Here is a 24,414-nt window from a genome sequence, read left to right on the forward strand (position 1 = left end):
CTGTGGTTCTCGTCCTCCAGCGCCTTCAGCTTCCGGGCGTCAGAGACTTCCTCCATCCCGCGAAAGCGGGATCGCCGCTGTAGAAGGTGGCATCGCTGATGCCATGCTTGCGGCACACATCGCTGGCCGACAGCCCAGCAGCATGCTCCTTCAAGATCCTGATGATCTGTTCTTCGCTGAATTTGCTCCTACGCATCGTCTGTCTCCTTGGCGGAGAACAGAGCCCTAGCTTAAGACCGAGGACATTTCAGGGGAGCGGGTCAACGCACATGACGAATAAGAGCCTCGAGTGAGGCTCTTATTCTATTGGTATGCCGTGTTGTTTGCAGAATTCCGGCCAGAATTCCATTACCGACGTTATCTTCTCATCTAATGGGAAGTCTCCGGACGCGCCTTCTTGCATTACAGCGCCGGCATCAAAGGCGGTGCTGTCGAACGCCTCGCTGTCATATGTGGCGGCTGTAACATAAGTATTCGCGGCGCTGGTTGGAGCATCGTCATTCTGCGCCTTTTTTACGTTCAAGTGCTTGCTTGCGTTCGATATGCCACGAAGAATTTCGAAGTCGGATATCTGCTCACGAACGTAGTTTGCGAACGTGGAGTTGCTGTTCACCGGCTGCTGCTGCCCGTTCTTGTCCGTAAAGGTGAAAGTATCAAAATAGCTTCGATTCGACTGATATACCCAGTCGGCCATGTGGTTCGCCGACGTGACAGCATGAAATGCCTTCCGTATGTCGCCTTTGTTTTTCATAAAGTCTTCGTAGTCGGGCTTCGCAATGTCGTCCCAGAACTTCTTATGGTCATCCGTCTTTTTTGCCATCGGTCTCTCACTCAGTGGGACAGGGTTTACTGGCTGCTTGTAAAGTATCTTAAGCTCAAGGCATAATACCGAGGTTCAGCGCGCCTCCCCCCTCGTCGCGCGGATAAGGCCCCTTCGGGGGCTCTTTTTGGCATGAGATACGTCTTTGCCCTTATTGGCCTTTCCCTACTCTCCGGGTGCAATGCCTTGGATGAGACGCGCGTCCTCTTACTGAAATGCGATAGCACACCCTTGGATAAGAATTTCCGCTGCCCGAACATCAAGCGGACCGGTGCAGCGCTGTCCATCAGGGTCAATCCAGTAACCCAAAAAATCCAGGTCACCACTGTAGAATCCAACGGAGATTGGTTTCCAGGGACTCGCATTCTTGAAAGCTGTTCGGTGGTCGATTCAGAAAATTGGGTGTGCGCGACGGAAAGCAAGTCGGCCCCCGAGGCGGCCTTTAAGATATATGTGAAATCGACTGTCGGCATGTTTCGCGGGCATCTCTACACGATCGTAGAGGGCGGCGCTCCCCCGGATTATTACTCCTCCAGTATCGGCGGGTGGCGGCTCAAACTGTTCGAATGGGGCGCCATCGATCGCGTACTCGCGCAAAAGCTAGAGTGATCAAAGATCCTCGCGCAGCATCTTAAATGAGCCACCTCGCCTTGGGCTTTTTGATAGGCGGCTTAAGCACCTGACGCGGCATTAAAAGCGTTTTCGCCTTCGTCTCGAGGTCCCGCTGCAGGTCCGCACTAAAACCATGCTCGACCTTACCGGCGTAGCTTATGGACCCGTCTTCCCGCCGTCCAAGATAAATGCCGTCAAACTTGTTTCCCTTGTATGCGATGCCCGCAAAGGCCTTCCGATTCCTGCAAGTGGTTTCGCTCCAATTATTTGACCGGCCGGACTGATATGTGCCGGTAACGAGCTTTGATACAACGCCCTCCAGCTTGAGCCTGCAGGCGTCACGGTACATATCCTTGCCGTCGACCTCGAGGTGTTCGCTGTACATCAGCGGCGGCTTTGCGCCCTCGAATAGTTCGGCGAGAACAAACTTCCGATCGAGGAGAGAGCATTTGCTGATATCAAAGCCGTCGATGTGGAGCAGCAGGGTCAAAGGCGTAAAAGACCAGGTCGTTTGAGCCGCTTTTTGCCAGAGCCGACTCCAGGGCACCGAAGTCTGGCACGCCCTCTTCATCAGGAAGGATGACCTCCCCGTCGAGGATGCAACCACATGTCGGAAGCTTCCAAAGCGGCTCTAGCAGGTTTTTGAACCGCGGCGTCCAGTCGTAGCCCTGCGGGGTATAAAACTTCGCGTCGCCTTGTTTGAGATGGATCTGCAGCCTGTAGCCATCGAACTTGATTTCATGCACCCAGCGATCGCCAGAGGGTGGATTGCTGGCGAGCGTGGCCAGAGACGGTTTAATGAATTTCAGATATGGCGCACCCTTGGCGCCTTTGAGGTTGGCGGCCCTGAGGCCTAGCTGCAGGCGCCTTTTCGTCTACTTCATCTATTTTGATTTCGCGGTGAAGAGCCTCGACCAGGTCCTCATGATCGAGAATTTGCCCCGATGGTGTTGAGGGTCTCCTCGGCATCACGCTCGCCGGGGTGAAAGTGCTTCGCGAGGGCGGCTTGGGCTGCGATCATCGCCAGCATCACGAACTCGCGGTCAGACTGCTGAGATTTGAGCGTCACACGGGCACACAGAACCTTCGCTTCCTCGGTCGGGTAACCGTCAGGAAAAGGTTACGAGACCTGTCATCCAGCCAGCTCCTGCTCCACTGCTTTGGCGGAGTTCCCGACCTTCTTGACCGCGGCCTTTAATGCGTCCGCCGAAACGCCGATCTTCTCGGACCAGTAGCGGACCTCATAATCTTCGCTGAGGTTGATGCGGCTGCGGTCCTGGGGGCCTTTTTTTCGTTCAGTCATCGGACATGGGCGTCTCCTTTCGAAACCAACGTCCGCACGAGCTAGCGGTTTCCGACCAGCTTCAGCTTTGCCATTTCCGGAGGTAGGTCTGGAGGCACCTTCGGGGGAAGGTCCGGCAGGTAGATACCACAGCCCTTGATTTCGAGTGCCTTGTCGCTCCGCCACGGGCAATCCCGGGTCATCCGCTCGCACATGGCGTCGACGGTGGTTTCGCAACCGTATTTGGCTGCCAAACGGGCCAATTTCGACTGCCCGGACCGTTTGCAAAGGTCGCAGCGGAACCTGACCACGATGAAGGGATAGTCGACCAGCCGCATGCCTTGACTCTGTGTTCATGTTTCGTTCTACTGAGAACGTTATGAGCCATCAAGGAGTGCCGGGTTGGATTTGCCCCAAAAACTCACGGACGAAGCCGCGTACGTCTCAGAGAATTTCGGAATCCCGCTCACCCGGGCTGACCCTCGCCAAGGCCCAAAAGGACGCGAGGAAGAAAAAACGTTTCGGTCGATGACGACCTCTGGCAGGTGCTCGAGATATGCAAGGGCGACCACAAAAACGCCCTGCGGATGGTCCTGGTCGCCAACGCCTACTACGAGGCAGAAATCGCGCGCCTGAAGGCTGATTTGTCGGCAGGGTATGCCCGTGGAAAAGTGAGGAAACCGCCCCAGTCAGCCTATACCAATGAAGCACCACTACATCCCGGCATTTTACCTTCGCCAGTGGGCTGCTGATCGCAGCAAGGGAAACCTATGTGAGCACAAGAAGGTCTACGGCACGGTCAAACCACGCGGCACGTCCGCCGAGGGCACGGGCTATCTCGAAGACCTGTACCGCGTTGAGGGGGTGCCGCTGGAGACTGCGCACAACTTCGAGACTATTTTCTTAAAGCTGGTCGACACGGACGCGAAGAACGCGCTCGATAAGATACTCAAAGACCCGTACAGTCCTTGGCCTGGCCGACTGCGTAGTGCCTGGACGCGGTTCATAACCTCCCTGCTTTTCCGCAATCCCGAGGCCGTGACGTTCATTCGCAACCACATCCTCACGATGTACGGCGAAGCCACCAGGTCTTTGCAAGCCGACTACGCCGCACGCCGGATACCGGGCGCCCCGGAAACCTACGAAGAATTCATGTCCAAGACGGACCCGGCGGCACCGTATATCGGGACCGCGAGGATGCTGCAGGACATCATCGACAATAACCGTGTTGGCCCTACAGTGTTTGGCATGCAGTGGAGCCGGCTCAATCTCAGTCGCTCGAAGGTGCCCCTGCTTACTTCTGACAGACCCCTGGAGATGCCGAAGGGCCTTGGACAGCGTGATGCCTATATCGCCTTACCCATTGGACCCTACGATATGTTTCTCGCCGCGCATGACGCCGGTATCGGGAGAGCAGCGGGTGAAGCCAATCCGACCGAGCTGGTGAAGAAGATAAACCGGACGACGGTTCAACGCGCCCGCCTCTATGTGTGGGGCGTCGATGACCATCAGCTACCGTTTGTGCAAAAGCACTTTGGCAAACTCCCTGACAGGGAAATCCTGACACCGAAGCAGGTTCAACAGGCCCTTAATGCGGCAAAAGATAGCCGAGCCGTTCCAGAACGCGTCGACACCACGCCGCCCGCTTCGGTGTCATCCCTTCCAGCATCCACGGCCCCGGGCTAAGGCCCCAGCTCTTTCAATTGTTTTTTGACCAGCTCGGCATGGGTGACACCATGGCGCCTCTCAAACCCATCGTGGTTGGCGTCGTACTCGAGGTGAGCCTGTCGCTAGAGCCCGACCGCAAAGAAGTGGTGCGCCTTCATCCCTGCACCGGTCTCCCAGAAGGCAACGCCGCGAGGATGCGAGCGTTCGGATGCCCGCAGGTTCGGGTAGATCGGGCAGCGTATCTAACTGTCGCGGAGATGCGAGGCCAACTGGTCGAAGTACCAGTTCTCGGTGGCGCTAGGCTTGCCCAAGATCTCCCCCGACGGGAATGTTCGCAAAAACGTCAATATTACTTATATCGCTCGCGGAAATTGCAAAATCCTCGGCGCCGCCAACCGTCTCCCGCCATATTTTGGACAAGGCAACAATCTGCGAGCCGTATTTTTCGACCAGGTAAGCGGATCTATTCCACGCCTGCGCTTCGACTTCAGAAGCCACTTCACCAAACGAGCGATCGCCACATTCGATGCCCGCGACGATTTTTGAGAACTCGCTAACTTTAGAGCGATCATCCTTCCCCTCGATACCGTTAGCGAGCTCAATAGCTTTCTGGTTCTGTACTTTCCCCGCCTTCAGCGACTCCGCAAGCACGCCGGCGTAGAGAACCATCATTCGTGCTTTCATGTAACCGCAGACCTCTTGCAAGCTGCCCAGCTTGGGCTCGGGGTTAATCTTAGCACCCGCGCCATCCTTGCTCAGCACTAGGTCACCTGTTTCAAATCCTAGAGCACGAGCGACAACCATGTGGCCCCCTTCGTGACGAAGAACGTCAACAAGCGGCCGCTGAGTTGAAGGCTGCACGGCTAGGATTGGGAAATGTCCTGATCTGTTCGTTTTAGTCATGCAGCCGCCCCCTTTGCCGCATCATCGAGTGGATTTCAGCTTCTGACTTCCCACAATTGGCTTTCGACAATAGCATGAACTCAGCCCGAAGCTCGGCCTCCGCGGCTTCCTGTGGCGTTGTTTCGCGGTGCCCGGCAACGCAACGGCGATGTGGACGGCCAGGCGGAGGCCAAGACCAACACTCTCACCGGCTGGGAGGCCTGCGGCGAGACGGAATACGAGGCCGCGTCGGCAACGATGGTGCCGGGCGGTGCGTTAGTCGACGTCTCCATTTAACAAATGAGAGGCGCCTGACCGACACTCAAGGGGCTGGTGAGTTCCCTTCGTAATCCATTTTACCGGCACGTCTTTTCCGGCAAATCTTTGCCAGGGACGGATTGCCATGAGCATGTACGAGGAAGCGCTTCAGAAAGTCATGGAGGAGGCCCGGAATATCTCGGGCGTCTCAGATCTCGATCGCTGGGAGCATTACGAGGCCCTCAAGACCAAGGCCTACGAGCTGCTCCACGACGGTCACACCGAGGTTGGTCGGGGTAGCCGATCAGGCCCTCTCCTGGCTTGCGCCAGAACGCTCCGATCAACCAGTCCTTCAAACGGATAAGCGGAAAGTCATAATCGTCCGCCGAACCCCTCACCAGCCGACGCCAGGGTGGGCCCCGAACCGAAAAGGCCCCGGTATGACCCGGGGCCGTCACCTTAGTGCAATTTGACAGTCCAATCAGACGCGGCGAACTCAAGGACCTCACCGTTATCTTCCAGTAGGCTGTAAGCACGCTCGGCGCCATTGCGAGTGCCGAACACCGCCTTACCGATGCCCAGAACACCTTGATGCGATTCGCCACTGCGATCTATCGTGACCTTCTTTCCTACCATATTTTGTATATCCATTCAGGTTCTCCACTTTTAATATTAAATGCGCCGCGAGATGCGACGTCTTTATTGATGTAAGAACAAACAGACCTTTTTACAAACAACTCCGCGTCCGGCCCTTCGGGCCCATCCCCATCCGGCCCCGCCCTATTTGGGCGCGGACGGGATGGATGTGGAGACGCCACACGGCACGGGTGGTCTGAGCTCGCGGTTGAGCCGGCGCCAACCGTCGCCATGGAGCGAGTGTGACGCGGCTGGCTTCCGCCCCGAACAATTCGTCTCCCAGAAGCCACCAGCTAAAACAAAGGTCTTCCAGTTGCAACACAATGTCCGCGTCTTCGGAGCAAGAACCCGCCGGTCGCCTTTTCAGCGCTACCCTTCTCGGTCATGCTAGTTGTCTTAAGCTCGAGATGATACTCCCCAGTCAGACGCGATAGCGCCGCTTTAAGCACGCGTTTTTCGCTGCCTTTAAACTCCTTTGTATTAAGTTCGGCTACGCCACTCGATCTACATTCGATCATTTGACCAACCAGCTCGCACTGCATGTCCATATGCCTATTCGCAACGTCGCTCATTACACCGTTTCGTAGGCTTACGTTGATCGAAAACTTTCGCGTGTCAGCGACCATGTTCGAGAAAGACGCAGTCACCTTGCCTTCACAATGCAAGAGGAGTTCGCGCGGTAATTCAGACGCTGAAACGGGAATTGTCGTCAGAAGAAATAATAGGAAAGCTCTCAACGGTCACCTCCCACAGCGCGACAATGCGCGATTTGACCATGCCACTCGCGGGGCGCGATCGCTTCGCATTCACGCCCCCGGACCCATTTCAGGGCCTCTCATAGTCTTGTGGCAAGGTCCCTTTGGTGCGCCATAAGACTAATTTGGCGTATTCTTCCTCAACAAAAATTCTTTGCTTACCGTCGCCATCGCGGATCGTGCAAGACGCACTTGGTCGGCGGCTCGCACATATCTTTCTGCCTCACCCAGACTCCGATGGCCGCTGATTGCCATTATCTGTGTTGCCGAGCAACCTGCCTCTGCCAGACGACGACAAGCTGCCTTCCTCAAGCCGTGAGCCGACAGTCCACGTGGTAGCCCCGCCTCCTTGCACCACTTATTGAACAAGTTTCCAAATCCCGGTGAGGTAAATGGCTTTTGGGAGCTTGTCACAAGAAATGTCATATGCTCGCTAGGTTTCGCGTCTAAAACAATTTGCAATTCAGGATGGAGTGGCAACTGCAGGACAGTGCCTGTTTTGTTTTGCCTTACCACCATAAGGCCATTTCTAATATGTTGCGGGCCCATGCGGATTACATCACCTCTGCGCTGGGCGGTGTAAAGCAACAGGGCGAAGGCAAGCCGCGCCCTGCTGCCAATAGCGTGTTTTGCTTCAAACGCGGCGATATGCTCTTCGCTCCAAGTCTGAAAACCAGGCCCTTTAATCTTAGGGGCGCTTACCCCCGCAACTGGATTATCGCCTCGGATTCCTTGCGAAACGGCAAATCGCATGAGCGCAGCCAACGTCTTCTTAAGATTGCGCGCCGCCGCAGGTGTTGATGCTTTTGCAGCAATCAGATCTGCTACATGCCGCGCCTGCAGGTTTGCTGCGGTTTTGTCGCCATTTTCCAGACGGAACCGTTCTAGAATGTTTCGCCGACTTCGTTGTGTTTCCGCAGACCACCCCTGAAATTCAGTCGATCGATAGAATTTGACGATCAGATCATTGATCGTTCCAGTTCTCGTCCGAGCCTCGCCAACCTCAACCTTCTGAGGAGCATCATTGAGTGCCCCTTCATACGCCCTCATGAACTCGGGCGACCAAGGCAGTCCCGGCAAAGGCACCCTCGCGAAGCCACGGCGGCGAAAATAGAAGCGCGGCTTCCCGCCCCTATCCACAAAGCACTGCACCCATTTTGGCGGGCGGCGCATCAGATGGGGTCCCATTCGTTTCTGCATCCACTATCTTGTTTCTCGAATGTCTCTTCTGGAACAATCGAGATCTTTCCGTCGCGATCGATTTCTACGCGCGAGATCTTTACTCCAGCGGCGACTACGGCCTTCACTGCCGCCGTGAGGTCTCTCTGCCGAAATGTGCAAACGCCTCGTCCCATGCCGTCGATATAGCGCTCAGCGGGCCGGATGCGTTCATTTTTTCGGTTGCATGTTGGCGGTCCTCTCCGCGAAAGCTGCACAATGCGGAGGGCTTCGCATCATTTCAGGGTCGGCAATACTTTTCAAAGAGCGCAACCAAACGGTCTTTCTCGGTATAATTCTGACCCCCATCTTCCAAGATGAAGCTCTGTCGAGATTCGATTATATGCAAATATACCACCTCGTCAGCGTAACCATCGTAGGCATTCTTGGCGCTAACCAGCCCGCAAACTGCTTGGTGCCGGTAAAGTTTGCCGCCACGAAAGCGGGCGGAAGCAGGATCACGCAGCTTAGCTCGAACAGCTTCCTCAGCCTTCTTTACAATCTGCCGCTCTAGGGCCGAGATCACGCTTCTCTTCTGAGCAGCGCCGCTCGCGGCGAACGATCCAGACGACTCCAAAGCGAAAAGCGCAAAACTCATCAATCCGAACAACACGAGTTCACGTCTCAATGATCATCTCCGTCTTTAGCAGACTCGTATTTTTGGACGGCCTGCGTATGCCGTCAATCAGTTAGCCTTCAAATGAACTCCTTATTTCACTGCGGAGCGGGTCGCGTTTTAGCTCAGCGCGACCGCGCTTCGACACGATGAGCGCTGCCCTTACAAGGCAGCGCTTTAGCCGTCTCCGATGCCGCGCATTCAATCGGTTCCTATTGATCCGACAGGTGATTTTCACAAGGATCGAACATCTTCGTCAGTTCGCGGCACATCAGAGGCACACTGACTAAAGCGACTAAGGAATTCTCCTTGGCACCGCGTAAGCGATGTCCTCTACTTGCCACGTGCAATCCGTTGGGTGAGCCGTGGCGACTATCAGACTTCTTCGTGGACGTTGGCAGGCGATGGTGCGCAAGAAGCGGATTGTCTCTAGGTGCCGATCATTTGATCGTCGAAGCGATGCGGTCCGCTGGGCGCGCGAGATCGAGGCTCAAGCTGATCGCTTAGGGGAACTCGGTGACGTGCGTTTGGCGTCAAAATTGACGCTTGGCGACATCCTGATGCGATACCGCGACCAGGTGTCACCTACCAAGCGAGGCGCCTACTCCGAGCGAGCTCGTATAATGGGTATCGTTCGAAGGAACGTCGGTGGCCAGAGCTTGGCCAAGCTCGCCAGCGCTGATCTCGCAAAATACCGAGATGAACGTCTGCAGAAGGTAACACCCGCTACGGTTCTGCGAGAACTCAATTTGATTAGCCATGCGCTGGACGTCGCGACACTGGAATGGGGGCTCCCACTCTCCCATAACCCTGCGAAGCTGATCCGGCGCCCTTGTGTCAATAACGAACGAACGCGTCGACTTCTGGACGGAGAGGAAAGCCTGCTTTTAGCCGCGTGTGACGCAGGCCAGACCGCACATATGAAGCCGATCATTATTTTCGCCCTCGAGACGGGCATGCGACGGGGCGAGATACTTTCCCTATGTTGGTCGGACGTGGAGCTTTCTCGTCGCGTCGTCCACGTTCGTCAGTCTAAAACCGGCGCATCCCGGACAATCCCCTTGACACGGCGAGCTACTCTCATCCTGCAAAACATGACCAGTTTTGGTGAAGCCCCCGGCACTCCTGTTTTTCCGTTGAACGCAAATGCGGTCCGCTTGGCATTTCAGCGGATCCGAGCTCGCGCCGGTATATCAGATCTCCGCTTCCACGATCTCCGCCACGAGGCGATATCCCGACTATTCGAGCGGGGTCTTCAAATGTTTGAAGTCGCGGCGATTTCCGGACACCGGGGCATGAGAATGCTGCAACGCTACACTCACCTACGGGCAACCGATTTGGTGACGAAGCTCGATCAACTAAGTTAACTCCGCCCGCCCGCGCATGTTTAAATAAGGATCAGGCAACGGAGTTCACTGCTATTCACTGGCGCTGCCAAGAAAGACGAAGCCCTAGACGGGACAGCTTTATATGGGAGGATTGCCTCCTGAGTTCTTACTGATTTTCCTTACAATCCTTGGCGCGCCAAGGAATTATTGGTCGCGCAAATTATTGACTTTAATGTTGCGCCGCAGAGTGCTCGCCCGTTGCTATAATAGATACGAGAACCATTCGCTGCGGTGGCAGCTAATGCACGAGGAGCATCGATGAGCACGACAAGGACGGACGACGGAGACGACTCCAACTTTACCACTAAGAGCACTACTCTTTCCGCGGCAATTGAAGCTTACAGGCGAAAAAATGGACCGCATCTGCCCGCGAATGCCGATAGCATCGAGGTTCAGAAGTTAAAGGTGCAAAGATGGCTCCGTGCTCGCAATTTTACTGAAGCTGATCTTCCGGCCGACTTCTGGTCTCTGTCCGAAGGTGATCGCGGACCAGTCCTGTACGAACTCGGGCGAGAGCATGGCGCGTCAAAGCGACTGGCGAAACGTGAGCTTCGATCTATAGAAAAGGGCTATCCGCCGGGCTATTTGCTTATGTCTGAGGCTGAAAGAAAGAGAGTAGGAAATCGAGTCCGGCAACGCCGCAAACGTGCTAAGGACACACAAACGCGCACGCCCGTTGCCTCTCGGCATCTTGAAAGCGGCTCTAACGCAGTTATGCGCGATTGGGCTGAAGAGCGACTTCAAAAGTTGCGGCTATGGACATCTACCGCGCATCCCGCAGCACGACAATTGCGTGGTCGAGAGCTTGAGTTGCTAAAGGCGGACTGCGCCGAACGCATCCTATCGCTGTCGCTTGGCCGAAAGCCGTCGTACACGGAACTGGCTAACAAGCTAAAGTGCCGGCCTCGTACCGCACGGAACAGAATTCGGGTCGTCCGAAGACTCTGTACCGCTGACGGACCGTGGAATGCGCAGTGAGAAGTCCAGCTGCACCGGGGGATTCGGTAACTCTGATTTGGCGGGGGCCTTCAACACCGGGGACGGCGATGGGCTACCACCTCACCAGCAAGTAACCTAGCCGGAGATGTCACGTTTTTCCTCTTATATATAATAATCATAGACATTATAAATGTGGTGAAACGTGACAGCGGCATGCCGAGCTCACGACGGTTGCCGCCCCGCCCGGTTAGGACTGATGAGCTTCGATCGAATCATTGGCTCCGCGGGGACAGCCACTGGTCCTTCACGATCATGTCTCAAGTGTCATCAAGAACATAATCAGTCCATGATGAGCAGCGCGGAAACAGCCGACGCGGCTCACCGGTGCGCGCGATAGGCTTTTCGCCTCCCTACACCTCGCATTAGAAGATAAGCTCACCTGAGGCCGTCCCTAGGCCGCGACGAGCCAGTTCATATTTGCGTTCGCCGCCCCTTGCTATAAGGGGCTGCTAGAGCGCGCTGCGGATAGATATATCTACGACAGCCGTTGACGACGCATCCAAAGAGCTAATTTCTCCAAAATCGGCTCGGGAAGTGGATCGCACTGGAAAAGTGCAGCGCTCATTCGATAGTCGTAATTTGAGCCGCCAATTTCCTTCATTATGCGCCCGGGCCTGGATCTGGTCGACTTTAGCCAGTCCAATAATGCCGACACTACCGAGGCCTTTAGCCTGCCATCCGGCATAGCAATGGTAACCGTGCCGCTCGTTGACTTGGCGGTCCCGCTTTTAAGCCATTTGAGAAACGCCACTTTGTCCGCTGCGCTGGCTCCGCGCCATTCTCTCTTGAGCGCCCCGACTCGAGTGGGCTGGCGGATTAGCCCAGCCGATATGGCGGCAGCCCGGACGCTACTGAATTTGCCCGCACGGAAATCTCGATAGATGCCTGGATGCTCTTTTCGAAGGCGCTCCTCGTAATACGAGCGGTCCCGCTTTTTCGTCATATCGACTTCCGATAGATGTATCTATCTATGACTCTGCCATGAAAGGTTGCCCAGATGAGGCGCCCCAAGTCGTCGTATTACCGGCTCAGACATGTCTGAAAATACTACAAGCATGTAGGAAAATGCCCGATCTACGGGCGCGAATACCGGGGAAATGAATAGAATACGACACCTTGCGTTTTCATAAAACCTCAGAAACTACAGCAGTTTCTACCAGCGTGTAGTAAACTTGTAGTATCGAATTGCCCGATTTTTGGTTTTTTATGCTCTATCTATGCGCGTCGTTTGGGCCGCGTCAGATTTCTCAATGATTTACGACTTACATTCGCGCCCGAAGTGCGGATTCTAGAGACTTCGGGATACTCTGGATTGCTATTGAAAATTGCACATACCCAAATGCGGGAAATGACGGGAACGGTCTCTGGTACAAGGCGTAATCGTCGTAACGTTGGCATCTCGAAGATTGCGCGCTTGTAGCCGCGGCCCCAACGAAGGGCCACGAAATCGACGCGCGGGCCGACCGTGGAATTGTCTCTAAAGGGATTTTAGAAAATACTGCCGCGGCGAAATGATAGGGCCAAAAGTTCTCTGTCCATTGTCGGTCGGCACGTTGCAAATAACGTCTAGACTTGGCGCTCGCTCCGCCGCTCAACCGCCCGCGTTAGCCGGCCAGTAGCGCGGCCGAGTGATGATCAGTGGCGCTGTCAGAAAGAACTGAACCCGTACTTTTGGCCTCGCGCCAGATTTCGAGCGGCTGAAGCTTGGTTGGCAGTTAAGCCGTGGCTGATATCCGATTCGGGACAGCGTACACAAGATGCTGATTTATCTGAGAAATACACGCGCGCCTGACAAGAACTTGCGTGCAAAGCAGAAACTCACGCGATAGTCTCTAACAGCACACGCCTTAGACGCATCGCAAAATAGCCCGGTTACGGATGTCCGACAGTCTCACCGATCTGATCCTTTCCCTAACCCCCGAAGACGGCTCATCCATCGCCAATAGCGCGATGATAGCCCTCCTGCGCGAGCGTGTGCCGGGCCTCACGGAAGACGAATATGTCGCGGCACGTGATGCGCTTGTCGAGGATGGCGTTCTGGCCCGCGGCCGCGGGCGCGGTGGGTCGATTATGCGGATCACCGGGGGCGACGAAGAGGACGGCGAACCCGAAGCAGAGGGCGGCGACGACGAAGATGGGGACGAGTTCGAACTGACGGCGACGGATGAGCCGGCGCCACGCCAACGCGCCGCAGTAGGCAGAAAGAAGGCTGCTCGCAGGCCGGAAGGTCCCTTGCAGGTGCTGAGCTATCGCCACGGCGAAACCCGCGTGAACAATCCCGAGGTTGGGATGGTCCATGCCGGCACCGATCCGGACGGGGCAAAGACGACGTGGGCCTACGATCCGCATCTCGACCCGGTTCTGAATTTCGACAGCGCTCGGGCCGGGATCGAAACGTTGATCGATGAGGCGCTGGCCAGCGGCAATCCCCAGCGGATGCAGGATGCTTTGCACGAGCTCAAGCGCCTGCAGGCGCCCTATCTCAACTGGACTGGCAAGGCCGAGCGTACGAGTTTCGAGGTCGATACCGTCTCGCTCCACGTACATGAACGGGTGGACCCGGCGACGATCCTCGCCAATGCGGCAAAGCGGCTGAAGGGCAAGGACACGGCGACGCAGTGGCAACAGCCGGACATGTTCGCGGCGCCATTTGAGAATCTACCCCTGCGCCAAGCGCTGGACTTCTATCACCACGAAAAAGGTTGGTCGAACCGGCTGGCGGCGGGCGACAGCTTGCTGGTGATGAATTCGCTCCTGACCAAGGAGAGCATGGGCGGCAAGGTCCAGATGATCTACATCGACCCGCCCTACGGCATTAAATACGGGTCTAACTTTCAGCCCTTTACGAACAAGCGCGACGTGAAGGACCGCTCGGACGAAGACCTCACCCAGGAACCCGAGATGATTAAGGCGTTTCGGGACACATGGGAGCTCGGCATCCACTCCTACCTCACCTATCTCCGCGATCGACTGATGCTGGCGCGGGAACTACTTTCCGAGAGCGGGTCTGTGTTCGTGCAGATTTCGGATGATAACGTTCATCACGTCCGAGAGATGATGGACGAGATCTTTGGTGTTGAAAGCTTCGTGTCACAAATCACTCTCACGAAGGCCGCCAGCCAGAGCTCCAAAGTCATCGCAAATATCAACGACTTTCTCGTTTGGTATTGCTCAAATCCAAGGGATATCAAACTTAGACGCCTATTCCGGGATCGGGCTCCAATTGAACGACCTGAAGAACGATACATTTGCGTGGAGGAGCCGAACGGAACAATCCATGACCTGTCCTATAAGCAGAAAACTGGTGAGGACAGCATTCCGGGGGGGCGTTTCCTGAGAATGATTACTGCCACGTCGCAGACGGGCTCGGATACAACCAGGAATCCTTTCGAGTTTTATGGTCAGAAGTATCGTCCTCCCGGAGTTCGCGGATGGTCGACCAGTGACAACGGGCTTGAACGAGCAAGGAAAGCGGGGCGTCTATGGGCGGCAGGCACCACGCTGATGTGGCGAAACTACCATTCGGACTATCCATACAAACCTCAGGTTTCACTTTGGGACGACATTCGCTCGTCGGGGTTCGGCGACACAAAGACGTATGTAGTTCAAACTCAAGCTGGCGTCATCGAACGCTGCGTTCTAATGACCACCGATCCCGGCGATCTTGTGCTCGATCCCACCTGCGGTTCCGGCACTACCGCGTTCGTCGCTGAGAAATGGGGGCGGCGCTGGATCACTTGCGACACCTCGCGTGTGGCGATTACGCTGGCCAAACAGCGGCTGATGACCGCCTCTTTCGATTATTACGCTCTGCGCTATCCACACGAAGGGCTGAAGGGCGGCTTCGATTATGAAACCGTGCCGCACATCACGCTGAAGAGCATCGCCAACAATCCCGACATCGACACAATCTACGACGAGAACCACCCGAAGATCGCGGCCGCGCTGGCCGACCTGAATGCCGCACTTGCCGCTACCCCGCCGAAGGTCTTCAAGCCCGCGCTGGGCGCTCGCAAGGGCGAGCCGGTGGATTTTGAGAAGGGCGACACACTGCACGAATGGGAGGTGCCCGTCGACTTCCCAGAAGACTGGCCAGAGGGCTGCCGAGCACCTCTAAATGCCTTCCACGACGCCCAACAGGCGATGCAGCGGCGTATGGACCAGTCAATCGCGGACCATGCCGAGCCGGAGACCATCTACGACAAGCCGCGCATCGATCGCTCCAAGCTACGCATCTGCGGCCCCTTCTCAGTCGAGGCGGTGCCGGCGCCGACCGTTCTGTCGCTGGACGAGAGCATACCGCCGCAAGAGGCCGACGAGACTGTCGCTCGCTCCGGTGAGACCTCGCGTCAGGCGATGTGGCGAGACGAACTCCTAAAAACCGGTGTGCGCGGCAAAGGTGGCGCGATGCTCCGCTTTGCCGAGTTCGAGACGCTGCCGGGCCTGAAGTATATCCATACTAGCGGCTCACTCACCGAGACGGGCGAGCGCGTCGTAGTCAGCTTCGGCCCTGAGCATGCCGCGCTGGAGCAGCGGCAGGTCGAGTTGGCGCTTACCGAGGCCGAGACCCTGCGCCCGTCGCCCAAATTTATCTTGTTCTGCGCCTTCACTTTCGACCCCGAGGCGGCAAAAGATATCGACGAGGTGAACTGGCCCGGTGTCACGCTGCTTAAGGCGCAAATGAATACCGACCTGCTGACAGAAGATTTAAAAAAGAAGCGCGCCTCAAATGAGTCCTTCTGGCTGATGGGCCAACCGGACGTGGAGTTGCGCAAGCGGAAGGACGGAATGTGGGAGGTCGAGGTCAACGGCTTCGACTATTTCGACCCGCAGGCCGGCGATCTGGTGTCGGGTGGCAAGAGCCATATCGCGATGTGGTCGCTAGACGTGGATTACGACAACCGCTCGCTGATGCCGCATCAGGTGTTCTTCCCGATAGCAGATGCGAAAGGCGGCTGGAACCGCCTGCGCAAGACGGTGCGCGCGGAGCTCGACGAAGATTTGCTGGAGCAGTTCCACGGTACGGTCTCCCTGCCCTTCGAAACAGGCGAAAACCGGCGAGTTGCGGTCAAGATCGTGGACGACCGCGGGATCGAGTCTCTGAAAATAATGCCGCTCGAGGATTGAGGGGCATGTCCTTAATCATCAATACGCCATTTGAATGCCCGGCCCAGCATTGGGTCGAGGGCAAAGGCGGCAAGTTGGAGATCAAGCCCGAACGGCGGCCAGCGAGCTACGAAGTCTTCGACGCGCGCAATAATACCAAGCGCACCGAGGTGCTGGATTTGGTGAATGCCATCCGGACCCGCGTTGACTCTTGGCGGGAAGATGGCTGGCCCGGCGTGACCATCGTTACGCGTAAGCTGTTGGAGCACTGGCACGACCGGAATGCACGACAGCATCCGTTTTATTTCTGCCAACTCGAGGCAATCGAAACGCTGATCTGGTGGGTTGAGGGTGCCGCGGCCTACAAGCAAGGTATCGCGATCCCCGGCGATGGCGGAACGTGGGAGCGTCTCTGCAACAAGATGGCGACCGGCGCGGGCAAGACCACGGTTATGGCGATGATCGTCACGTGGCAGGTGCTCAACGCTCTGACCTACCCGAAGCGGAACAAGGACTTCAGCCGCGCGGTGTTCATCGTCGCGCCGGGGCTGACCGTCAAGGAACGGCTTCAGGTCCTGATGCCCAGCGAGGGCAGCTATTACGACGAGTTCAACCTGTGCCCGTCCGAGGCTCTGCGCCAGAAGCTAAATCAGGCCGAGGTGCTTATCGAAAACTGGCACACGCTGATGCCTCTAAAAGACGTTGATCGCTCGGTCGTCAAGAAAGGACGCGAATCCGACGAAGCGTTTACGCGGCGGGTGCTGGGCAAGCTGGCGGCGCATAAAGACATTCTCGTAATAAACGACGAAGCGCACCACGCCTATCGAAAGCCGCCCGAGGTCAAGATCAGTAAGAAAGTGGCAGCTGAGCAAGGCATCGATCTGGACGAGGCAACGCGCTGGATCGAGGGCCTGGACCGCATACACAAGACCCGACGCATTCAGCGATGCTTCGACCTCTCCGCCACGCCTTTTGCGCCAACCGGCAAGAAGAGCACAGACACAGCTTTGTTCGACTGGATTGTCTCGGACTTTGGGCTCAACGATGCGATCGAAGCGGGGCTGGTGAAGACGCCGCGCGTCGTCGTGCGCGATGATGCGGTGCCGGACGCAAAGACGCTCCGTTCGAAGCTTTACCACATCTACCGCGACCCTTCGGTATCCGAGGATTTGAACAGAGCGAAGGCGGAACCGCATGAAGCCCTGCCCAAGCTTGTTCAAGACGCCTACACGCTACTTGGCGCTGACTGGCGGGAAACGCGTCAGCAATGGCAGGAGGCCGGGCATCATTCACCGCCGGTGATGCTCACGGTGTGCAACCGCACAGAGACTGCGGCACGTATCGAGCACTATTTCAATAAGGGCGATGCCCACTGGCCGGAATTATACGCGCCGTCGCGAACACTTCGGGTCGACTCTAAGGTGCTTGAAAAGGCGGAGATTGGTGAAGCTTCGGCATCGGACAAAGACTACGAAGCGCGACTGGAGACGATCATCAATGCGGCGGATATTCCGGAAACCCGTCGCCAGCAATTCCTCGCCCTGAAGAAGGAAGAGCAACTGCGCGAGATCGTAGACAATGTCGGGAAGCGAGGAACGGCCGGTCAAGATTTGCAGAACGTTGTATCCGTGGCGATGCTGTCCGAAGGTTGGGACGCCAAAAACGTGACGCATATCATGGGCCTGCGGGCGTTTACGTCACAGTTGCTCTGCGAACAGGTTGTAGGACGCGGGTTACGCAGAGTTTCCTACGACACGGACGAAAATGGCCTCTTCCTGCCCGAATACGTCAACGTCTTTGGCGTTCCACTTTCTATCTCGGAAGCGGGCGAAGGCGGTGAGCCTCCCCCGCCCCCAAAGCCGAGCACCCAAATCGAAGTCGTTCCGGATCGTGCTCACCTGGAGATCAAGTGGCCGAACGTCCTCCGCGTCGAGACGATCATCAAGCCAAAGCTGGTCATTGACTGGACCAAAGCGCCAGCGCTCACTCTCGACCCGGCAAGCACCCCGATCAGCGCAGAACTTGCCCCCGCCCTTGGTGGCGCAACCGATTTAAGCAAGGTTACCGCGATCGATCTGGAAAAGCTGCCGGATGGCTTTCGGCTTCAGCGACTCGTCTTCCAAGCCGCCAGGAAGGCGCTTGCCGAGTTGGGTCGCAGCTTTTTGGGGACGAAAGAATATCTCGCTGCGCAGCTGGTTAGAATCGTCGAGGCGTTCCTCCAATCCGACCGTCTGACAATCCCATCACTGTTCCACTCAGACCCGCTCCGTCGGCGCATTCTGATCGCACTCAGTATTGACCTCGTGGTCCAGCATGTTCTGAGCAATGTCAGTGAACAGAATACCGAGCGACTTACACCCGTTTTCGACGAGGAAAATCCAATTGGCTCAACCGGCCAGATGAGGACTTGGTATACGACGAAGCCATGCTTCCAAACGACCAAATCCCAGATCAGCCATCTGGTCGGTGACTCGTCATGGGAGGGCCACGCAGGGAACATTTTCGAAAAGCACAAAGACGTGTTGGCCTACGCCAAAAACGACCACCTTGGTTTCCAGATTTATTACATGTGGGCCGGGTCTCGACGTCGATATATCCCAGATTTCCTTGTGCGGCTTACCGGCGGCACTATTCTGGCTCTCGAGATCAAAGGCACAGATAGTCCGCAAAATAAGGCCAAACGCGACGCGCTGAACGAATGGGTCAACGCCGTAAATGCAGTTGGAGGGTTCGGGCGCTGGACATGGGACGTCGCATTCAAGCCGAGCGAGCTACAAGATGTAATCACAAAACACACGATGGCCGTCGAGCTTGCCGAGTAGTCTTTCGGCTGACGACTTTTTCAAGTGACAGGAAGGTGCCATTCTTAGGCCGTGTACCCATAAGCCCGGCGGCGTGATGCGGCAAAGCAATGTCTGCTTTGTCCCTATAACGACCGACTCCGTGGGGAAGCGCAATACGCGCCTAGCCTATTGCGCGTAGATGAGGCTCCCGCCCGCCGTCAGCCGCGGCTTCAGCTCCACTTTCTCGTCATTGAAGGGGAACGAGACAGGGGGAACTCCAATGGTCACAGGTTTAATATCGACCTTGAATGTGTATTTCCCGTCGAGAAATGCCGCCATGGCGGCACCAGTGTCGTTATTTACGGCTTTGCGGACGGCAGCCGCCAACAGATCCGCGGTGATATGCGGTGAGGCAGCAATCGCCAATCCGACGACCGCCCGACCAAGCGCGCACGAGAGCAGCCCCGGATTGCTCTTGGCCAGCGTGACAACGGGCGGTTCGGGCGCAACAACCTGCACGTCGATCGGCGAGAGCGATAGGCTAGCCTTTAAGGGCGAGCCATTAGCCCCGCTCCAGGAAATGGCGGTCGGTATCGTAACCGTCTGCAGTGGCGCCGCGACGAGAAGGTCGCTCGAGAGAGTGCCGCTTGGGCACAGCAAAAGATTTCCGAAGTCGGACCAGACGATATTGATCGACGCTCCCACTTTCGCGTGAGCAACTGCGGTGACTTGCAGCGACGCACCCTGCAGGTCGGGTGAAACGGCGAGCGTCATCTGAGACAGCGATTGGCCCTGAGCGTTATATGCCGCACTGCCCGAGATGATTGCCAACCCCCTGAAGTCGGTCGCATCGATCGCTTTCATTGCGACTTCGCAAGCCGGGCGTAAGCCGCTCGCCCATTCTGCGGCGCACGTGCCAATATTTGAAACACATTTCTGAATCCTGTTGATGCAATTGTTGTCGTCTTCCTCATGGCACACTTGCTTATTCACTTGATGGCATACCGCGCGGCAAATCGGATTCCAGTGCCCGCCGGGGCACACGTTTTCACAAACGTTCTCCACCACTGTCGTGCAGGCCTGGATTTTGCAGGACCCGATGCCCCCGCAGCTATCCGTACTCGGGCACATGCTTGAGCACGACGCGTTCCCGGGGATGGCTTGTATCTCGGATCTAGGTATGTCGGTTTTCCCATGGACCTCCGCAACGACCGACGGCCGAGCAATATCCCACGTCATGTTTATCAACCGTGCCAGTCCCTCCCGGCGCAATCCCAGACTGATCTGTCCGGGAGACTCGTTGCCGTAGATCTTGTCGTATGGCAGGTGAAACAGAGCCTGTAGTCTTTGAAAGTCGGAGCCGGACGGCGGACGAGCTGAAACATCGGCGATGGTCCAGCGCAGCAGTCGACCGACGGCTGCGTCTTTGGTTGAGGGGCGCGTCATCACAATGACGTGTTCTGGCGACAGCAGCACGGTCCGCCCGAGTAATTGAAGCTGCGGGTTGTCGTTCTCGAACTGAACGCGTACCTCGCCGGTTTGCTTTGGAAGCGACAATGAAAGAGCCGGGACAGCGATCGATGTCTCTGGAAGTTCCTTTACCGCTTTGAGGATAAGGGCCGCCAACGCGTTTGCATTGCGAACCGCGAGCGAGATGTCGAGCTCATTATACCGCCCTGAAAGCCGCAGAATCTGGAAATCGCGGACCGCATAACGCGCGCGTAATCCGTCCATCGAGGGATCGAGTACTCCCCAAGCGGTCAGCGTAAAATCGATCGTAACAGCCCCCTCCAAGAATTTGGCGGATCCGGAGGTCTTTGCTTCAAGAGCTCCTTCCAGCGTTTTCACGTGCGTGCTTTCGGGCTTCACGACCAACTCGACGCCTGGAACGGAGACTTTTGCGATCGCGTTCCGGATCGTTGCGGTCATTTCCCGCTCGAAATAGTCTGCGGAAATCGTGGCAAGCATTATCGGGGAAAGATCGACATTCAGCCCTGCCGGATCGGAAGTATGATCGACCCCCAAGAGATCTTCGGTATGTTGGAGATTGATGGCGATAGAGGACGAGCGTAACGCTTCCGAAGTGTTCGGCAGTGTGTTTTCGGATTGGGCAAGCGCGATTACACCCATGCCGGGCCTGTACTCAGCCATAATCGCGTGCGCAGCGGCTGAAAATTCCTGCTCATAAGTTCGCCCTTGTGCTGGCGTCGGTGCGTTCGCCCGCTTACCGAATACGGCAGCAACTGAATCGCGGCTGATCAGGGGAGCCCCGATCAGATCGCCCCCTCCCGGAAAGGTTGGCGGAATCTTTGTCTCCAGACGAACGGGCTTAAGACGCGAGTTAATTGCGCTCAGACTCATTTGAACTGTCTCGGTTATCACGTCGGGAAGCGGCCAAGGTAGTCGGAAGCCCCGAACCGAGACGCGGTCCACCGACACTGAGGAAATTCCGAGCGCCAAAACAATTGCGCGTGATTCCACGTGAGGAATCGCATCGACGCTCAACTCGACAGTAGCGCTCCCAATGCCGCTTTTCTGGACTTCGACCTTCGCTCGGCCACGGAGTGTGCCCGGAAGAGAACTCAATAAAGGAGCGCCGACGAGCGTTGTGCGCCAGCCATCCGGAAGCTCGAGGCTCGCTGCTGCGCTCGTTATCTCTTTGGCGATCGCCTGCTCGGCAATGGCCGCGGGTATATCGATTAGCACGATCGGCTTTTCGATCGTTCGAAGGGTCGCTGCGTTCTGGTTGTTCGCATCCGTGACCAATTCGGCCACCGACTGTTGGCCTAGCTTTGCGTTCAGCTGGGATGCGACGAGATTTGGAAGAAGAAAAAGAAATCCCACGATCAGGACAACACCGGCCAGTGCCGCGACCAACCACCTGTGCATAATTGCCCCCAAACTATTTATAAATTTCATATCAACTTTAAGGGGGGAAATATAGGAATGCAACTTTGCCGGGGCAATGCGGCGGGAAACTAACCGCGCGTTTGTCCTAAAGGAGGCGGCATGGCACCCGGTTGGCCCTGTTGCTGGCCGGGCAGCTTACGCAGACAGAACCTTTTGCGGTGCAACCGCGGGAGCGCTGACAACCGGCGCCGTAGGCTTCTCCTCCAGGTCCTCATAGGCCGAGATCATCGCATTGAAGTTCGCCAGCCGGGTGTCGCCGAGCCTACCGAGATAGACGTGGACGAGCAGATCGAACACCAGCGCGCAGAAGATCAGGACACGCACCGTGTCGATGATGCGGCTACCGCCAAAGAACTCGACCTGGCCGGAGAAGTGCATCGCATCCCACATCAGCACGTCGGGTGGCAACGCGCTACGATAGGCTCGCCGCCAACTACCTCGCATTCGTTCAACTCGCGTCAATCAAGCTATGGCTGCGCCTTAATGAGTCCGTGTCATAGTTTGACACCACCCAAAAAGTCCCTTTGTTTTGAAAGCCGCGTTTATGCAGGTTTGACAGATCAAGTGATTAATATGTCAGGGTTATTGCATTCCCAGCGCGCTCACCATTTTTCAGCCCAGTCGCCGCTCCCCGCCCATGCAAGCCGCGCCAACTCGCTCTCAAATACAGCTTGAGGTGTATTTTCACCCCCTGCTACCTTGAGGAGATGGCGCCCGAGGCACAGTCGGCATCGATATTCCGAGGCGCGACCGTCGACAGGTTGATGTCGCGCAGGACGACTTTTGTCGCGGCTGCAATCCTGATCGTCTTCATCCGCTTCCCCGGCAGTCTCGTTGCGCCGGAGTTCTGGGCGGAAGACGGAATTCTTATTTCCAACGCCTACAATCACGGCGTTGCGTCGTTGTTTGAAACGATCGGCGGCGCCTATTTCAATCTATATGGAAGCCTGGTGGCGCTGCTTGCCGTGCAAGCGCCTCCGGCCGCGTGGCCGTGGATCACGACCTACGCCGCACATCTTGCCGCGATTTTCGTCGTGTTCATGGTGATGTCGCCGCGCTTTGATTTTCCGCTCAAACCGATCGCCGCGCTGGCGGTTGTTGCCACGCCGATGCAGGACAACGTCTTCGGCGGACTCGCCAATGCGCAGTGGATCCTGCCACTCTCGCTATTCGTCATGGCTTTCAGCCGTCGCCATCCGACTCGAATATTTCTATTTGCGGAGATCGCAACCACGATCGTCATCGGACTTGACGGCCCGCTCGGCTGCTTTCTTGTCCCAATCTATGCAATCCGCGCCGCCCTCAGTACCGGCGAAGAACGAAGGCGGCTCGTTATACTCGGACTGTTTCTGTCGATCTGCGCGATGGTGCAGATCGTCTGGATCGGCCTTCACCTCGGCGTATTCAACCTCTCGGAGCCAATGCCTTATGACCCATGGCTTTGGCTCATCATGCCGCTTCGGTGGCTCGATACGATTCGGCTGGCCGGGATCTTCGTCCACTCCGCCGCGGCCCCGGCTGTCGCATTTGGCGTGATCGGCGCCGCTTTTTGGTTTGCATTCCAGCAGCCTTACAAAGGCGAAAAACTGGCGATGCTGTTTTTTGCGGCCACCATTCTCTATCTCGGCATGTTCAAGCACCGGCACGGTCTCTACCTGTTTACAAACGACCGCTATGTGTACGCCGGCTCGGTGTTTTCCTTTTGGTTTCTCTGCGCGCTGTCGTCTTATGTCACCGGAGTGCGGCGGACGGCCGTGATCACCATCGCGATCGCCGCTGTCGTCGTCAGTACGGCCCGTCGCGCGGGCGATAACGGACCGGCTCCCTCCGTTGCATGGGCGTCGCAAAGCCACCTGGTTGGTCACGGCCCGGTTTCGCTTCCAATCGCGCCCGGAGGACCATGGGCCATACACTTGGACCATTGAAGGCCTCGCATCCGGATCGACCGGAAGTCGGAGGCGTCCCAAACCCGCCTACTTCTCCTGAATGCCCCGCAAGTACTGCACGATGATCGAAACGCGTTTGGCGGCATCGGCATTGTCCGAGCCTTGCGACAGTTCACGGCCCCACACCGGCATCTCGAAACTGCCGTGGGCTCGCACGGTCCGCCGTCCGTCGATCACGTTTTGCAGCACCTTCTCCGGAAAGACGCCGTCGTTTTTCCTCGCGAGCAACCGAAGATCCGGTGGCGGGCTGCGCAAGGCCGACGCGGCCGGGCCATCGCCGGCGCCGCTTTCGCCGTGACAAGCGGCGCAATGCGCCTTGAATTCCGCCGCGCCGTCCGCAGCGTCGTCCGCGGACGTAGCCGGCGAATGGCTCATCGCCACGGCAGCCACCGTCATCGCGAAGATGGCTCCCCGCCACGCTGCAACGCTCATCGACGGATCCTCCATTGCCGCCGGCGCTCGGTCTGCGCCAGCTCCGAGACGCATCAAGCCCCGGGCCGCCTGCTTCGCCATTGACGTGCGTCAAAGGCCGCAA

Annotated in this window: 20 protein-coding genes and 2 pseudogenes; 8 read left to right on the forward strand and 14 right to left on the reverse strand. The window is 56.9% G+C overall.

Annotated features, from left to right (window positions below; translation table 11 throughout):
• A pseudogene (locus ASD45_RS09720) lies at nt 1–196 on the reverse strand (transposase); the annotation flags it as partial.
• 102 nt (nt 197–298) lie between these two features.
• The gene (locus ASD45_RS09725) at nt 299–820 is read right to left on the reverse strand and encodes a hypothetical protein (RefSeq protein WP_056911307.1); all 522 of its coding nucleotides are present in this window, start codon (nt 818–820) and stop codon (nt 299–301) included.
• Between the two features lie 231 nt (nt 821–1,051).
• On the opposite strand from ASD45_RS09725, the gene ASD45_RS09730 reads away from it, so the two are divergent.
• The gene (locus ASD45_RS09730; RefSeq protein ID WP_156380780.1) at nt 1,052–1,429 is read left to right on the forward strand and encodes a hypothetical protein; all 378 of its coding nucleotides are present in this window, start codon (nt 1,052–1,054) and stop codon (nt 1,427–1,429) included.
• 22 nt (nt 1,430–1,451) lie between these two features.
• Here ASD45_RS09730 and ASD45_RS09735 read toward each other — a convergent pair whose 3' ends face one another.
• The 4 genes from ASD45_RS09735 to ASD45_RS09750 all read right to left on the reverse strand — a co-directional run bounded on the left by ASD45_RS09735 (nt 1,452) and on the right by ASD45_RS09750 (nt 3,052).
• Complete coding sequence (locus ASD45_RS09735) at nt 1,452–1,922, reverse strand: hypothetical protein (RefSeq protein WP_056911309.1); 471 nt, start codon at nt 1,920–1,922, stop codon at nt 1,452–1,454.
• Nucleotides 1,891–2,178 (reverse strand): hypothetical protein, encoded by a 288-nt coding sequence (locus ASD45_RS09740; protein WP_056911310.1) that lies wholly within the window; start codon nt 2,176–2,178, stop codon nt 1,891–1,893. The genes ASD45_RS09735 and ASD45_RS09740 overlap by 32 nt, the downstream gene beginning before the upstream one ends.
• 386 nt (nt 2,179–2,564) lie before the next feature.
• Nucleotides 2,565–2,735 (reverse strand): DUF3606 domain-containing protein, encoded by a 171-nt coding sequence (locus ASD45_RS22990; RefSeq protein ID WP_082540748.1) that lies wholly within the window; start codon nt 2,733–2,735, stop codon nt 2,565–2,567.
• Between the two features lie 41 nt (nt 2,736–2,776).
• Nucleotides 2,777–3,052, reverse strand: a complete 276-nt coding sequence (locus ASD45_RS09750) for a hypothetical protein (protein ID WP_056911312.1) — start codon at nt 3,050–3,052, stop codon at nt 2,777–2,779.
• Between the two features lie 364 nt (nt 3,053–3,416).
• On the opposite strand from ASD45_RS09750, the gene ASD45_RS09755 reads away from it, so the two are divergent.
• Entirely contained in the window at nt 3,417–4,400 is a 984-nt protein-coding gene (locus tag ASD45_RS09755; protein ID WP_056911313.1) for a DUF4238 domain-containing protein, read from the forward strand.
• Nucleotides 4,401–4,679: 279 nt separating this feature from the next.
• On the opposite strand, the gene ASD45_RS09760 is transcribed toward ASD45_RS09755, so the two are convergent.
• Nucleotides 4,680–5,285, reverse strand: a complete 606-nt coding sequence (locus ASD45_RS09760) for a hypothetical protein (RefSeq protein ID WP_156380781.1) — start codon at nt 5,283–5,285, stop codon at nt 4,680–4,682.
• 111 nt (nt 5,286–5,396) lie between these two features.
• Here ASD45_RS09760 and ASD45_RS23410 point away from each other — a divergent pair, with 111 nt between their 5' ends.
• Nucleotides 5,397–5,561: a hypothetical protein gene (locus ASD45_RS23410; protein ID WP_156380782.1), complete on the forward strand. Its 165-nt coding sequence runs from the start codon at nt 5,397–5,399 to the stop codon at nt 5,559–5,561.
• Nucleotides 5,562–5,981: 420 nt separating this feature from the next.
• On the opposite strand, the gene ASD45_RS09770 is transcribed toward ASD45_RS23410, so the two are convergent.
• The 3 genes from ASD45_RS09770 to ASD45_RS23415 form a co-directional block, all read right to left on the reverse strand.
• Nucleotides 5,982–6,173 (reverse strand): hypothetical protein, encoded by a 192-nt coding sequence (locus tag ASD45_RS09770; RefSeq protein WP_056911316.1) that lies wholly within the window; start codon nt 6,171–6,173, stop codon nt 5,982–5,984.
• Nucleotides 6,174–7,033: 860 nt separating this feature from the next.
• Nucleotides 7,034–8,113 carry a tyrosine-type recombinase/integrase gene (locus ASD45_RS22995; protein WP_156380783.1) on the reverse strand — a complete coding sequence of 360 codons (1,080 nt, stop codon included), beginning with the start codon at nt 8,111–8,113 and terminating at the stop codon, nt 7,034–7,036.
• Between the two features lie 259 nt (nt 8,114–8,372).
• Nucleotides 8,373–8,759 carry a hypothetical protein gene (locus ASD45_RS23415; RefSeq protein ID WP_156380784.1) on the reverse strand — a complete coding sequence of 129 codons (387 nt, stop codon included), beginning with the start codon at nt 8,757–8,759 and terminating at the stop codon, nt 8,373–8,375.
• 392 nt (nt 8,760–9,151) lie between these two features.
• Here ASD45_RS23415 and ASD45_RS09780 point away from each other — a divergent pair, with 392 nt between their 5' ends.
• Nucleotides 9,152–10,114 carry a site-specific integrase gene (locus ASD45_RS09780; RefSeq protein WP_244485268.1) on the forward strand — a complete coding sequence of 321 codons (963 nt, stop codon included), beginning with the start codon at nt 9,152–9,154 and terminating at the stop codon, nt 10,112–10,114.
• Nucleotides 10,115–11,609: 1,495 nt separating this feature from the next.
• On the opposite strand, the gene ASD45_RS23420 is transcribed toward ASD45_RS09780, so the two are convergent.
• Nucleotides 11,610–12,077, reverse strand: coding sequence for a hypothetical protein (locus tag ASD45_RS23420; protein ID WP_156380785.1), 468 nt, complete (start codon nt 12,075–12,077; stop codon nt 11,610–11,612).
• A 935-nt stretch (nt 12,078–13,012) separates the two neighbouring features.
• Between ASD45_RS23420 and ASD45_RS09785 the strand changes: the two genes are divergently transcribed.
• Both ASD45_RS09785 and ASD45_RS09790 read left to right on the forward strand, forming a co-directional pair.
• Nucleotides 13,013–16,261, forward strand: a complete 3,249-nt coding sequence (locus tag ASD45_RS09785; RefSeq protein ID WP_056911319.1) for a site-specific DNA-methyltransferase — start codon at nt 13,013–13,015, stop codon at nt 16,259–16,261.
• A 5-nt stretch (nt 16,262–16,266) separates the two neighbouring features.
• Nucleotides 16,267–19,062 (forward strand): DEAD/DEAH box helicase family protein, encoded by a 2,796-nt coding sequence (locus ASD45_RS09790; protein ID WP_056911320.1) that lies wholly within the window; start codon nt 16,267–16,269, stop codon nt 19,060–19,062.
• A 147-nt stretch (nt 19,063–19,209) separates the two neighbouring features.
• Here ASD45_RS09790 and ASD45_RS09795 read toward each other — a convergent pair whose 3' ends face one another.
• On the reverse strand, nt 19,210–21,900 hold the full coding sequence (locus tag ASD45_RS09795; RefSeq protein WP_156380786.1) for a hypothetical protein: 2,691 nt from the start codon (nt 21,898–21,900) through the stop codon (nt 19,210–19,212).
• Between the two features lie 168 nt (nt 21,901–22,068).
• The gene (locus ASD45_RS09800; RefSeq protein ID WP_156380787.1) at nt 22,069–22,377 is read right to left on the reverse strand and encodes a hypothetical protein; all 309 of its coding nucleotides are present in this window, start codon (nt 22,375–22,377) and stop codon (nt 22,069–22,071) included.
• Between ASD45_RS09800 and ASD45_RS23795 the strand changes: the two are divergent.
• Nucleotides 22,329–22,433, forward strand: a pseudogene (locus ASD45_RS23795) (IS5/IS1182 family transposase); the annotation flags it as partial. The gene ASD45_RS09800 and the pseudogene ASD45_RS23795 sit on opposite strands and share 49 nt — an antisense overlap.
• A 264-nt stretch (nt 22,434–22,697) precedes the next feature.
• Entirely contained in the window at nt 22,698–23,858 is a 1,161-nt protein-coding gene (locus ASD45_RS09805; RefSeq protein ID WP_056911323.1) for a hypothetical protein, read from the forward strand.
• A gap of 48 nt (nt 23,859–23,906) precedes the next feature.
• Here the strand turns inward: ASD45_RS09805 and ASD45_RS09810 are convergent, their stop codons facing one another.
• The gene (locus ASD45_RS09810) at nt 23,907–24,326 is read right to left on the reverse strand and encodes a c-type cytochrome (protein WP_162249405.1); all 420 of its coding nucleotides are present in this window, start codon (nt 24,324–24,326) and stop codon (nt 23,907–23,909) included.
• Between the last annotated feature and the right edge of the window lie 88 nt (nt 24,327–24,414).

The sequence above is a fragment of the Pseudolabrys sp. Root1462 genome (genome assembly GCF_001426945.1).
In the GTDB taxonomy this organism is placed as follows: Bacteria; Pseudomonadota; Alphaproteobacteria; order Rhizobiales; family Xanthobacteraceae; genus Pseudolabrys.